Here is a 12,607-nt window from a genome sequence, read left to right on the forward strand (position 1 = left end):
TTAATTATTTATTTTGTTGGATATTTTAGTATCAAAGCCTGTAATATTGAGAATGTTTCCGCGTCCATAATTCCGTCAGAATTTTGTGGACGGAAATGATACTGAAATGCTTCAATTGTTTTCTTTGTTGAATCGTCCCATTTTCCACTCAGATCCAATCCGTAGCCGAATTTCTGCAATTGAGTCTGAACATTAAAGATAAATGTAGGATCGTTGTATTTAACCTGAAAATCCGTAGATGTTGCTAAATCGTAGAAACTTTGTTTTGTTGCTTCATCGTACCACATTCCGATCTGATATTCATCGTATAATTTTTTCCACGGAAATAATGGTCCCGGATCCTGCTTTCTAGTCGGAGCAATATCTGAATGCGCCAAAATATTGGTTGCAGGAATTTGATATCTCGCTGCAATATCTTTCACCAAAGCCGCTACTTTTTTCACTTGGGCATCATCAAATGCCATAAAAGTTCTTTTTCCTACTGCATCAGCTGTAAATCCTGCATTTACAATTTCAATCCCGATTGATGTATCATTAAGATTTTTATCGGCTCTCCAAGTGCTTACTCCTGCATGATACGCACGTTTGTTTTCATCAACCAACTGATAAATTTCATTATCTCCTGTATTGTTAACTAAATAATGAGCACTCACCGCTTGCTGTGTAAGAACTGTGATCGATTTATCGTCCGGTAAAGCCGTATAATGTAAAATCAAATATCTCTGTCTGAAATTCTGCGCAATCGCGGGGAAATATGTTTTCACTACTTTATAACCTGCAGGTTTTGCAGAAACAATAGAACCATAGCTGGTCGTGTTATCATTTTTTGCAGGGTCTGCTATATTAGTAGTAAAAAATTCTACTCCATGCTCAGAAGTGATTTGGGATCTTGGTTTTTCAGCAGTTGTTTTAGTTGCCGTTTTTGGCTGTACTACGGGAGTTCGTGGGATGTATTGTTTTTTTTTTGCATTTTGTTGAGAAGTACAAGAAAAAACAAGCGTGCTTAATCCGATGATATATAATGTCTTACGCATTTGTCTGTTTTTTTATTCGTTTATCAGCTCAAAAATACACAAATTTTTCTTGAAAAATATTTGGTAAATAAAGAAATCTGTTCTATATTTGCACTCGCAATAACGGAACAACGATCATTAAAAAATAAGATAAACAGGAGGGTTGCCAGAGTGGTTAATGGAGCAGTTTGCTAAACTGTCGACGCGAAAGTGTCGCAAGGGTTCGAATCCCTTACCCTCCGCTTTTTCTTTTACAAAATATATTCGGGGCGTAGCGTAGTCCGGTCATCGCGCCTGGTTTGGGACCAGGAGGTCGCAGGTTCGAATCCTGCCGCCCCGACAGTTTTGGTAGTTTTTTCAAAATTACACAATGGGTGCGTAGCTCAGCTGGATAGAGCATCTGCCTTCTAAGCAGACGGTCAAAGGTTCGAATCCTTTCGCGCTCACTTAAAACTCACAATTTTTATTGTGAGTTTTTTTTATACTCTTTAATCGTTTTTTAGCAAAAAAAGACAACATTCGTTCAAACAATTTAGTCTAAAAAAATTATTATATCCAAAGATTATTAAAATATTTCGCAAAAGCATTTAAGCCTTTTTCAATCTTTTTATTTATTTCATCTTTTTCCATATTTTCACAATCGATATCGCCTGAATAATATCCAAAAGGGAAAAGCATTTCTTCCAAAATATTTTTCCAATAATTTAATTTTTCTTCACGAGAAAACTTGTTATTGAAGTTTTCATCATTTTTAAAATTAGGAATTGTTGGAGACTCATCTTTATCAAATTTTTCCTTGAAGACTTTTAATCTTGGATAAATTAAATCTGATAAGGTATATTTTAAATCATAAATTTCTTCTTCTGTAATTTTCATAAATTATATTTAATATAATGATTATTAGAAGAGTAAAATTAGTAAAAAATGTTCTTTAAATTTTTATTTAAAATATTTTAAATTTTACTTTCATAATTCAAAAAAACATTATACATTTGCAACCACAAAAAACAAGGTAATTCTTGTTAAAGGATGACCTCAATCGGGGCGTAGCGTAGTCCGGTCATCGCGCCTGGTTTGGGACCAGGAGGTCGCAGGTTCGAATCCTGCCGCCCCGACAGTTTTAGATAATTTTCTCAAAATTACAAATGGGTGCGTAGCTCAGCTGGATAGAGCATCTGCCTTCTAAGCAGACGGTCAAAGGTTCGAATCCTTTCGCGCTCACTTAAAAAACTCACAAGAAATTGTGAGTTTTTTGTTTATCATACCTATTGTTATTTAATTCTTCGAAAACTCATAATAACTTTTTTCAGACAATTTTCAGATATTATCCAAATCCTGAACTCCATTGCCAATCATTCAATAAGATTTCACTAATTATAAAATCGTCCGGATACTTATTAAATCCATTTTTTTGCCTGAGAAAATCAACAACATCGTTTGCCATTTTTTCATCAGAGAATACGCCTATTTCCCGTTCATCATCCAAAAATGTATGAATTGTATAAGTATGACTCACTTTAAAGACCGTCTTTAAATCTAGTTCTTTAATTATTTGATTGTAATCAGGAACAAAATCATCTTCTGGTAAATAATCTCTTCCTATTTCACCTACAACTTCTGTAAAACCGTTTTGCCAATTTATCTTATTTAATCCAACTTTTTTCAAATAGAAATCATTGGGATAATCTGAAAATCCGCGAAAATGTAATAATCTTTGCTTTTCCTTTTCCGCTTTGTCAGCATCGTTAAAATATCCTAAAAACTTACTATCACGATGGGTTTCGTCCATATAAGTATGCTCAAGAGCATACACAAAATAATCCATACTATTTATTTAACTTAAATATAAATTTCCTCTGGTTTATTTAAATATAAATCTACAAATTCTGTAAAACTATTAGCGATGATTCTAAAATATTCTCCACAAAGAATAAAAATTCTATTTTCCAACGAAATATTTTGACGCAATTCAACTCCGAAAGCGTAAAGATTAAATTCGTATTCTCCAAAAACGAAAACATTTTCTACTCCAACAAAATTTAAATTACCATAATTTGGGATCCCTCTCCAATTCATTAATTCTTCATGGATTTTCTTAGTCCGATTAATACTATAAAATTCATAAAGATTATCCAAGGTTTCATTTCCACTTCCATTTACTTCTAAATAATAATTCCGTAAATCCAGTGGAATTTCAACATCATATTTATCTTGGAAAGCTTTAATTTCATCAAAATTGGAAGGAAAAATCTTTGCTTCATTTTCCTCAAAATTCTTTTTTAATAATTTCAGATCAAAAAGTCCTTCTTTTGTCATGATATAAAAATTAAAAACCACCGTAAATATACAGTGGTTTTCAAATTTATCATTAAAAATTTCCTACTTCAATTTGTAAGAATTTCCATTCCACAAATAAACTTTCGAAGCTTTTTTCTTCTTTTCACGATCTTTCTCATCCTTTTCCATTTCTTCCATTTTAAAAATAAAAGTGTTTGGAATTCCGCTTTTATCATTTGGGAAAACAAATTCTTCGGTGTGATAATAAACATCGGCATCTCCAACGTTCATCAATTGAGGCAAAGGAACCAGTTTTTTGTCTTTAAATAAAATATATTGGTCATAACTTGCAATTCCACACGCTTCACCGGAAACAGTGGCTTTTAAGGTTAATTCTACATTTTGGAGCTTATGATTGCTTTCGATATTAAAGGTTCCATAACTTAAACTTTCAGCGGAACCCGTTTCAAAAGAAACCTCATCAATCAAGGTATTTCCCTCAACAACTTTTACTGATGCAATATTTTGCTGGATATTAATTTCCGGATATTCCTTGTCTTTTTTATTGATCGTTTTCGTTAAACCGAAAAGAAAATCGTAGCCATTTTTATTTCTGTAACCAACACAAAGGTTTCCACCCCAAACATAACCTTCAGAAGTTTTATCATCTTTTTGATACGATATTTTATACCAATTGGCTCTTCTTTCTCCCAATTTCAGAATGGTTTCATCTTTTTTAAGAATCAAAATCTGTTGATTGGTTTGTAGAGAATCCATGATTTGGGCATTAACATTTGGTGATTGTCGAATTCTCGTCCAGTCAGTGAATATTTTTTGTGTTTTATTTTCTTCAAAATTGAAAACTCCGTTTGCATAAACGTAATCTTCTTCCTGCGCAGACAAAAGCTGAATAATGAATAAAAATAAAACGGTAAAAAAACTTTTCATATTACTATTTTGTGGTGATTATTTTTCAAGCAATAAACTTACCCATTCTTCACGTTGAAGTTTCTTTTTCAGTTCTAAATTATTTTCTTTACAAACTTCCAGAATATCATCAACATCGAAGAAACATAATCCTGAAAGCAATAATTTTCCACCGTCATTCAATACGGAAACGTAAGTAGGGATGTCTGAAATCAAAATATTTCTATTAATATTTGCTAAAATAATATCGTAATTTTCTTTTCCTAAATTTTCTGCGGTTCCCAATTCGATGTCTAATTCAACATTATTTCTTGCCGCATTTTCTTTTGAGTTTTCAACTGACCATTCATCAATGTCGATTGCTTTTGTATCTCCTGCCCCGATTTGTTTTGCATAAATTGCTAAAACAGACGTTCCGCAACCCATATCCAAAACTTTTTTGTCATTAAAATCAATATCCATCATTTGTTGAATCATTAAATGAGTCGTTGGATGATGTCCTGTTCCGAAAGACATTTTTGGCTGAATAACAATTTCGTGCATTCCCGGAACTGATTCGTGGAATTCTGCTCTGATCAATACTTTATCATCAATATTAATCGGTTCGAAATTCTTTTCCCATTCTTCGTTCCAGTTGATGTTTGGCATTTCTTTGAATGTGTACTCTATTTTTACTTCTTCATTCTGAAAAAGCGGAAGCGTCTTCAAATCTTCTTCATTAAATAAATCTTTCTGAATATATCCTAAAATACCTTCCAACTCTTCTGTGAAACTGTCGAAACCTATCTCAATAAGTTCTGCCATTAAAATATCACTCCAAGGCTGAAGCGGAGAAATTTTGAAATCGAATTCTAAATAATTTTGCATGTGAATAATTTGTTGCAAAAATAAAGAATTAACATCACAATCTTAGCTGTTAGTATTAGAGATGTCATACTGAGCTATGTCGAAGTGTTTTTAACGCAAAAAGCATCAAGTTTTTTTGAAATTATTGAGAATATTTTTTGTTTGCAAAGGCGTTTCACTCAGCAAAGAACACAACGTATGTCATTCTGACGAAGGAAGAATCTATTTTTATTATATTATGCTTCATTTAGAATAATAAATAGAACGATTGTAAAGTCATGTCCAATGGTGAGAAGAAAGACAAAAATCCTAGCCCCGATTGCAATGAAAATCCTTTTTTGAAAAAAAAGATTGTAATGGAAAGCGGGAAATAGCTCCAAAAAAATAATGAATGATTAATTCTAAATTGCAGATTCTTCATTCCGCATCGTTCTGAATGACAGATATTACTCATAAAAAAAGCGAACCGAAGTCCGCTTTTATATAACAACAGTTAAAAAACTAATTTCTCGTATCTAATTTTTAACTTCTCAATTATGGATTTGTAGAAAAAATAGAGCCGTTTGCAATCAATGCTCTTCTATTCATTTTTAAAATATCTCTTACCCATTCTGCGAAATCTTCAGGCTGAAGAACAGTTTCAGGGTTTCCATCTGTTAAACCGCCTTGAATAGACATATCAGAAGCGATTGTACTTGGCGTCAATGTGATAACACGGATGTTTTGTTTTCTCCATTCTGCCATCATCGATTGTGATAATGAAACTACTGCCGCTTTTGAAGCTGCGTAAGCCGACATATTTGGACCGCCTTTCAATCCGGCTGTTGAAGCTACGTTTACGATATCTCCTTCACCTTTTGCCTTCATGAACGGATGAACTGCTTTCGCTGCATAATATACTCCAAAAAGATTGGTCTTAATAACCTGTTCCCAAGTTTCAGAAGACATTTCCTCGATTGATCCGAAGTCGCCGATTCCTGCATTATTAATTAAAATATCAACACCTCCCAACTGCTCCACCAAAGATTCGATTCCTGCTTTTACATGAATTTCATTATCAATACTGAAAACTGCATAAGCCGCTTTTACACCTAATTTTTGGATTTCGTCGACTGTCATTTTAAGGTTTTCTTCATTTCTTCCGGTGATTCCTACATTTACGCCTTCATTTGCCAACGCTAACGCTACAGCTTTTCCCAAACCTCTTCCTCCACCTGTAATGATGGCATTTTTTCCGTTTATGTTCATACTAAAATGTATTATTTATTCGTTTAAGCAAATTTACGAAAGATTAATTTAGACTTTGATTAAGGTTAAGATTTTTTATGAATAGTGAACATAATTTATATGTATCAGAAAACAAAACCGACCTCAAATTGAGGTCGGTTTCTTTGAAAGTATAGTAAAAAAATGAAAACTAAGGAATAAAAATCGAGTTTTGAACCTCGAATTCCTGTGATGTTGAGAACTGATTTCCATACATATCCATCGCTCTTACCTCAACCTTATGTTTTCCTAAAGAAAGTTTTTTAGAGAAATCTCCCGTCCAGATGTGTTTTGAAATTTCAGGATTTGAAGGTCTTCTTCCCGGAAAGAGATTCTGAGTCGTATCCCATTTGAAAACTGACATGGCAAAACTTGGGTCAACTGTTTCGTCGTACTGCATTTCTTCCCAATTTTGATCGTCAATTCTATATTCTACTTTGTCTTTTTTGCTTCCTATAAAGAAATTTGCCAAGATTTTTGCAGAAGTTTTTCCGGGATGCGGAACCGCTTTCGGAACATATAAATTGATCTGATAATCTTCTGGTTTTCCGGCTGTTTTGTATTTAACTTTATATTCATTATCATTAAAACTAATGAAAGAATATCCTTTCGCAGTACCGTCTCTCATTGTTGAAGTCGGCAATCCTGCATCATCTGAAGTTCCGGACCACCAATCACCACAAGTTGTTCCTACGTTGTATTCATGCAAATCTTTTGAACCATTCCAACCCGCTTCTTTTCCGTAAAAAAGCTGTTGCTGAATATGTGTGTGAGCCGATAAAATCAAAGCATTTTTGAAAGGTGTCAAATAATCAAATAATTTCTGACGATCTGCATTTCTGAAGTTATCTTCGTTTTTATGTTCCAACGGAATATGGAAAGAAACAACGATCAATTTATTTTTATCAACCAATTTCAGATCATTTTCAACGAATTTCAACTGATCTTCACGAAAACCTCCCCAATATCCTTTTCCATCTCTCGGATCCGGATACAAAATATCATCCAAAATAATGAAGTGAACATTTCCATAATTGAAAGAATAATTTGCAGGTCCGAAATTAGATTCAAAAGTTTCGTCTGAAAGCAGATCTTCTTTCGCTTCGTAATTCATATCATGATTTCCCATCACGTTGTACCAAGGTAAACCAACTTCTTTCATGACATCTGCATAAGGTTTTTGCAAGCTTAAATTATCTCCGACCAAATCTCCTAAACTGATTCCCAACACTGCATTTTTCTTGGTATTCTTAACTTCATTTACAATTGATCTTTTAAAATAATCCAATTGTTTTTCTGTGTAAGGTTGCGGATCTCCGAAAACCAAAATATCGAAGTTTTTGCTTTCATTTTGTTTGTTTAAAGCAAAATTAATTTCTTTCGGAAGCTCTCCCGTTGGTGCAGAACCTTTGTATTTAAAATCTGCAGGTGAACCTTTTGGCTTATATTGATAATAATATTGAGGTAAATTATTTCCATTCACCGGAGTCATGTAGCCTGAAGGTTTAATGACAAAAATTGTCTGACCTTCCTGAATCGGTAAGCTGTATCTTCCGTTTTTGTCCGTCAAAACTACCTGATTTCCATTAGAAACTGCTACATTTTCGATTCCCTTTTCTTTATTTTCTTTTTTAAGATTTTTGTTGCTGTCTTCAAACACATATCCAGAAACAGAAGCCTGTGAGAATGCCATTGTTGAGATTAACAGACACGGCATTAAAAATTTTATGTTCATTTTATTATTGTTTAATTAAGTTTTGGCTAAAGCCAATTTTGATTTTTCTTCTTAAGATCAAGCTAAAGCCCGATCCTATTGATGAATTCTATGGCTTATTCCACCACATTTTTACATTGATGTTATCTCCGCCCATTGATTGTACTGCTGCATTATAATTTTCTGTATTCATCACTTTTGTCTGTGTAGGGTACATGAATCTTACAGGCATTTGTCCGCTATTCTGAAGACCCCCGTTGTTTGGTAAAACAGGAAGTCCTGTACGTCTGTATTCATACCATTGTTGATGATCTACAAAGAATAAAGAAATATATTTTTGAAGCATAATTCTGTCAAACGTTCCGTTGTAAGCCACATTTGCATTAGTAAAATAATTTGCAGGAACAGTTGCTCCCCATTGCTCAATAATTGATTTTACTCCAGTTTCATAGAAAATTTGTGTATTTCCAGAAATAATTCCTTTATAAGAAAGTTCTGCCAAAATAAACTGAACTTCAGAATAGGTCATAATCAAATCTTTCAAAGGTGCTTTCGCCAGATTTTGATTAAAGTTGGAAGGCTGATAAGTAAAAGTACTTCCCAAAGCATATCCTGAAGGAGCTCCTTTATAGCCGATATTTGCATTTGTAGCCAGATCTTTTGCCTGAGTAAAAAACATACTCATTCTCGGGTCATTATTATTTTTCATTGCATCAACAAAAAATTCTCCTGCAGCTCTGTAAGCTGTAAAATCCTGTGGACGCGCAATCGGCGGAAGATATGGTGAAACCCCTGAAATTGCAAGAAGCGCACTATCCGTATTATTCTGGAAAATAGGATATGTTGTAGGATTGCTGACAATCTCCTGAATTCTTTCGTTTACATTTACTTCTCCATTTCTTTTTAATATTCTCGTTAATAATCTTAATGATAAAGAATTACAGAATTTTTTCCAGTTTATGATTCCTGCAACGTTGTTGTTTGCATTATAAAAAAGATCGGTTTCAGACAAAGCTTTCGTTGTATCGAATAAACTGTTGGCTGTTTTAAGATCATTTAAAAGCTGAACATAAATATCTTTCTGCTTATCAAATTTAGGCGTTACAATTCCATCATCAATTTTTACAGCTTCAGAAAATGGAACATCTCCGAATGAATCTGTAAGATTAGAATAAATCCATGCGTTCAACACCATTGAAATAGCCAGATAATTATTATTCTGTTCTTTTTTAGCGAAATTTTTCAGGTCATTTACCTGCTTCAGCCATTTGTAAGAAGTGCTCCACACAGCGGTTCCACTTCCTTCAGTCATATAATATCTACTGTAAGTATTTCCTTCATTCGGAAAATCAAGACCGATCTGCATGATATCGAATGTGAAACCATTGGCTCTATTGTACCCGTAATTTGCCATTTCATATTGAATCGGAGCAAGCAAACTCCCAACTGACGGATTAAGTATTTTACTCGTATCTGTATTGATCTCTTCAAAGTTTCTGTCACAAGAATTAAAAACAAAAAGTGAAGTAACCAAAGCTGTATTGATGAATAATTTTTTCATTTTTCTTAAAGTTTAGAATTTAACATTTAACTGAAAACCAACCGTTCTTGATGCCGGAAGCTGTCCCATTTCCACACCCGGTGTAATGGTAGAATTGTCTAATGTTGCCACTTCCGGATCAAACATTGGAAACTTCGTCCACATCCAAAGGTTTTTCCCGAAAATTGCCAGCGTAAGATCCTGCAATCCCAAAGATTTTATAGTTTCTTTCGGGAAAGAATAAGAAATTCTTGCATCTCTCAGCTTAATAAAATCCGTACTGAAACTGTTTGTTTCTACGTTTGCTCTTCTATAATAATCTGCATAATAGGCTGCAACAGTAATAGGCTTTGTATTCGGGCTGTAAGAAACATCAGGATTTTGTACAACACCATCTCCCACGATCATTCCGTTTGGATTATCCCTCCCCGGAAGTGTAGATGTTAACTTTCCTTGTTCGGACATTTTGTGATGTGACTGAGAGTAAGCAACTCCTCCGTATTGACCGTCGAATGAGAAACTTATCGTAAAGTTTTTAATTCTGAAATCATTTTGTAATCCGGCTCTCCATTTCGGGAAAGCATTTCCTACTTTTTCGATTTCTGTAGGTCTTAAAGGTAATCCCGCGTTATCATAAATCACCTGTCCCTGTTCATTTCTTGCTAATTTGAAACCATACATATCTCCCAAAGAACCTCCTACAACAGCTTTATAAAAAACCACTCCTCCAACATTCGAAATAATTCCGTCAAAACCTTCAGAAGTTGTCAGGACTCTATTTTCATTGGTAGACCAGTTTGCACCCACCGTCCATGTAAAGTTTTTGGTTTTAAATGGTGTCGTGTTCAATGCTAATTCCAATCCTCTGTTTCTGATTTTTCCTGCATTGATAATTCTTTGAGAATAACCGCTTTCGTAAGGTAAAGAAACAGGGATGATCTGGTTTTCACTCATGTTTTGATAAAGGGTGAAATTAAAATTCAATCTGTTTTTGAAAACGCTAAAATCCATACCCGTTTCAACATTGGCATTTTTTTCAGGTTTAAGATTCGGATTATTAAATATATTTCTTGCCACTACACTTCCTGTGATAGAACTTGTATCATAATAAGTATCTAATTGATATGGAGAACCGTCGATACCTACTTTTGCCCATGAAGCTCTCAGTTTCCAATAATTAAACTGTTCACTTTTTAAGTTGAAAATATCCGACAAAATAAAACTAGTACTCACAGAAGGATAAAAAAATGATCTGTTGAATTGAGGAAGCGTAGAACTCCAATCATTTCTACCTGTAATATCTACGAAAAATTTGTTATCATATCCTAAAGTCAATAAACCGTAAACACTGTCAACCTGTTCATCTCCCGGTTTAGGATATTTTACATCGATACCAAGAGCGTTTGTAAGATTATATTCTCCGGCAATTTTTAATCCGTTTGCCTGATAATCATTCATTATATACTGATTGTAACGTACACTTCCTCCGGCTGATGCAGAAATATTGAATTTATTAAAATCTGCTTTATAGGAAAACAATACATCATTATTGTATTCATGATTTTTGATATACTGTTCTCTGTAAAAACCTTTCAGGTAGTTCGCTGAACTCCAAGGTCTTTGAGTTGTTCTTTTTTCATTAAGAACTTCAATCCCCGATCTCAACATTAAGCTGAAATTTTTATTGAACTGATAATCTGCGGTAATATTTCCGAAAATTGTTTTTTTATCAACTCCATTAAGCATCTCATAAGCAATAAGATATGGATTATCAATAAAACTACTGAAAGGGTGAATCTGATCGATCTGCTCCTGTCCTGCTTTCCAAATCGGTTTATACCATGACAAATCAACATTCGGATTCTGGAAAATCATGAAATATGAAATCGACTGATTGTTATAACCTGTTGCAGGAAGATTATCACTGCTCATTTTATTGAACGTCAATTTTGTTGAAATTTTCAACTTTTTTGTAAGCTGATGCGAGAATGATAATGCAAAATTCAGTCTGTCGAATCCTGTATTCGGCATCATCCATTCGTTATTCAGATAAGTAAGTGATGTTCTGAAATTCGTTTTATCATTAGAACTTTCTACAGAAAGACTGTTGGAATAAGTAGAACCCGTTCTCCAAAATCCTTTAATATTATCTTCATATGCTCTCCAAAGCTGTCTTTCTTTACTTTGCCCCTGTACATTCGGATCATACTGGAAATAATACTGTCCGTCGAATTTCGGTCCAAAAGCACTACTTGTACCTCCTGTACTTACTCCATCCGCAGAAGCTCCGTAAGAATAATAAAATTGTCCGGCAGTATTTTTAGTCAAAGTTCCCTGACCGTATTCGTATTGCCAATCCGGCCATTTTAATACCGTATCATAGCTTGAATAAGAATTAAAAGTAACCTGGATTTTTCCATTTTTGCTTTTACCTGATTTTGTTGTGATCATTAAAGCTCCGTTTGCCGCACGTGAACCGTACAAAGCCGCAGCGGAAGCTCCTTTCAGAACTGTTACAGATTCAATATCATCCGGATTGATACTGTTCAGTCCGTTTCCAAGGTCAATCGGAACATCACCTCCTGAACCTGCACCATAAGCCGGCGTTCCGGTTCCTGTAGTGGAATTTCCCAGTGGAATACCATCAACAACAATCAAAGCATAGTTATTATCCATAACCATAGACTTCTCTCCTCTCAAAGTAATTCTGGAACTTCCAAGCGGTCCCGCTCCTGCCGTCTGAACTTTTAATCCGGCAACTTTACCTTCCATAGACTGAGCCCAGTTGTTGTTCTGAGTCTCTTCAAATGTCTCTGAATTTACTTTTTCAGCAACGTACCCTAAAGATTTATCATGCCTTTTAATCCCTAAAGCCGTTACCACTACTTCGTCAATGGTTTTAATGGTGTCTCGCTTTGCCTTTTGTTGAGCCGCCAAATTCACACTGACCAATCCTAATAATGATAATATTAGTACTTTTTGTGTCTCTTTACGCATATCCTTTTTTGTTTGCGCAAAATTAGA

The 12,607-nt window shown here is 34.3% G+C and carries 10 protein-coding genes and 5 tRNA genes; 5 read left to right on the forward strand and 10 right to left on the reverse strand.

All coding sequences use genetic code 11. The features are described 5' to 3' along the window. Nucleotides 1–8: 8 nt before the first annotated feature. On the reverse strand, nucleotides 9–1,034 hold the full coding sequence (locus tag ABD940_RS17595; RefSeq protein WP_345206889.1) for an N-acetylmuramoyl-L-alanine amidase: 1,026 nt from the start codon (nucleotides 1,032–1,034) through the stop codon (nucleotides 9–11). Between the two features lie 136 nt (nucleotides 1,035–1,170). Here ABD940_RS17595 and ABD940_RS17600 point away from each other — a divergent pair. The 3 genes from ABD940_RS17600 to ABD940_RS17610 all read left to right on the forward strand — a co-directional run bounded on the left by ABD940_RS17600 (nucleotide 1,171) and on the right by ABD940_RS17610 (nucleotide 1,459). After that, nucleotides 1,171–1,255: transfer RNA gene (locus tag ABD940_RS17600), tRNA-Ser, on the forward strand. 23 nt (nucleotides 1,256–1,278) lie between these two features. Next, a tRNA-Pro gene (locus tag ABD940_RS17605) sits at nucleotides 1,279–1,353 on the forward strand. A gap of 32 nt (nucleotides 1,354–1,385) precedes the next feature. Next, nucleotides 1,386–1,459, forward strand: a tRNA-Arg gene (locus tag ABD940_RS17610). Between the two features lie 103 nt (nucleotides 1,460–1,562). Here the strand turns inward: ABD940_RS17610 and ABD940_RS17615 are convergent. After that, a complete protein-coding gene (locus ABD940_RS17615) occupies nucleotides 1,563–1,889 on the reverse strand; it encodes a hypothetical protein (RefSeq protein WP_345206891.1) in 327 nt (108 codons plus the stop codon). Nucleotides 1,890–2,053: 164 nt separating this feature from the next. On the opposite strand from ABD940_RS17615, the gene ABD940_RS17620 reads away from it, so the two are divergent. Both ABD940_RS17620 and ABD940_RS17625 read left to right on the forward strand, forming a co-directional pair. After that, a tRNA-Pro gene (locus ABD940_RS17620) sits at nucleotides 2,054–2,128 on the forward strand. Nucleotides 2,129–2,160: 32 nt separating this feature from the next. Next, a tRNA-Arg gene (locus ABD940_RS17625) sits at nucleotides 2,161–2,234 on the forward strand. 103 nt (nucleotides 2,235–2,337) lie between these two features. Here ABD940_RS17625 and ABD940_RS17630 read toward each other — a convergent pair. The 8 genes from ABD940_RS17630 to ABD940_RS17665 form a co-directional block, all read right to left on the reverse strand. After that, nucleotides 2,338–2,838 (reverse strand): hypothetical protein, encoded by a 501-nt coding sequence (locus ABD940_RS17630; RefSeq protein ID WP_345206893.1) that lies wholly within the window; start codon nucleotides 2,836–2,838, stop codon nucleotides 2,338–2,340. A 14-nt stretch (nucleotides 2,839–2,852) separates the two neighbouring features. Next, nucleotides 2,853–3,329, reverse strand: coding sequence for an SMI1/KNR4 family protein (locus ABD940_RS17635; protein ID WP_345206895.1), 477 nt, complete (start codon nucleotides 3,327–3,329; stop codon nucleotides 2,853–2,855). Nucleotides 3,330–3,392: 63 nt separating this feature from the next. After that, nucleotides 3,393–4,238, reverse strand: coding sequence for an SH3 domain-containing protein (locus tag ABD940_RS17640; protein ID WP_345206897.1), 846 nt, complete (start codon nucleotides 4,236–4,238; stop codon nucleotides 3,393–3,395). Between the two features lie 18 nt (nucleotides 4,239–4,256). Then, a complete protein-coding gene (gene prmA, locus ABD940_RS17645; RefSeq protein ID WP_345206899.1) occupies nucleotides 4,257–5,084 on the reverse strand; it encodes a 50S ribosomal protein L11 methyltransferase in 828 nt (275 codons plus the stop codon). Between the two features lie 513 nt (nucleotides 5,085–5,597). After that, complete coding sequence (locus ABD940_RS17650) at nucleotides 5,598–6,311, reverse strand: 3-ketoacyl-ACP reductase (RefSeq protein ID WP_345206901.1); 714 nt, start codon at nucleotides 6,309–6,311, stop codon at nucleotides 5,598–5,600. A gap of 169 nt (nucleotides 6,312–6,480) precedes the next feature. After that, on the reverse strand, nucleotides 6,481–8,064 hold the full coding sequence (locus tag ABD940_RS17655; protein WP_345206903.1) for a calcineurin-like phosphoesterase C-terminal domain-containing protein: 1,584 nt from the start codon (nucleotides 8,062–8,064) through the stop codon (nucleotides 6,481–6,483). An 88-nt stretch (nucleotides 8,065–8,152) separates the two neighbouring features. After that, nucleotides 8,153–9,604 (reverse strand): SusD/RagB family nutrient-binding outer membrane lipoprotein, encoded by a 1,452-nt coding sequence (locus ABD940_RS17660; protein ID WP_345206905.1) that lies wholly within the window; start codon nucleotides 9,602–9,604, stop codon nucleotides 8,153–8,155. A 12-nt stretch (nucleotides 9,605–9,616) separates the two neighbouring features. Then, nucleotides 9,617–12,580 carry a SusC/RagA family TonB-linked outer membrane protein gene (locus ABD940_RS17665; RefSeq protein WP_345206907.1) on the reverse strand — a complete coding sequence of 988 codons (2,964 nt, stop codon included), beginning with the start codon at nucleotides 12,578–12,580 and terminating at the stop codon, nucleotides 9,617–9,619. Nucleotides 12,581–12,607 lie beyond the last annotated feature (27 nt).

It is taken from the genome of Chryseobacterium ginsengisoli, assembly GCF_039542325.1.
GTDB classification, from domain to species: Bacteria; Bacteroidota; Bacteroidia; order Flavobacteriales; family Weeksellaceae; genus Chryseobacterium; species Chryseobacterium ginsengisoli.

Coding starts and splice junctions, on each gene's coding strand:
- ABD940_RS17660 (WP_345206905.1), bottom strand. CDS start 9,604: ATGAAAAAATTATTCATCAATACAGCTTTGGTTACTTCACTTTTTGTT.
- ABD940_RS17630 (WP_345206893.1), bottom strand. CDS start 2,838: ATGGATTATTTTGTGTATGCTCTTGAGCATACTTATATGGACGAAACC.
- prmA (WP_345206899.1), bottom strand. CDS start 5,084: ATGCAAAATTATTTAGAATTCGATTTCAAAATTTCTCCGCTTCAGCCT.
- ABD940_RS17595 (WP_345206889.1), bottom strand. CDS start 1,034: ATGCGTAAGACATTATATATCATCGGATTAAGCACGCTTGTTTTTTCT.
- ABD940_RS17665 (WP_345206907.1), bottom strand. CDS start 12,580: ATGCGTAAAGAGACACAAAAAGTACTAATATTATCATTATTAGGATTG.
- ABD940_RS17650 (WP_345206901.1), bottom strand. CDS start 6,311: ATGAACATAAACGGAAAAAATGCCATCATTACAGGTGGAGGAAGAGGT.
- ABD940_RS17635 (WP_345206895.1), bottom strand. CDS start 3,329: ATGACAAAAGAAGGACTTTTTGATCTGAAATTATTAAAAAAGAATTTT.
- ABD940_RS17640 (WP_345206897.1), bottom strand. CDS start 4,238: ATGAAAAGTTTTTTTACCGTTTTATTTTTATTCATTATTCAGCTTTTG.
- ABD940_RS17615 (WP_345206891.1), bottom strand. CDS start 1,889: ATGAAAATTACAGAAGAAGAAATTTATGATTTAAAATATACCTTATCA.
- ABD940_RS17655 (WP_345206903.1), bottom strand. CDS start 8,064: ATGAACATAAAATTTTTAATGCCGTGTCTGTTAATCTCAACAATGGCA.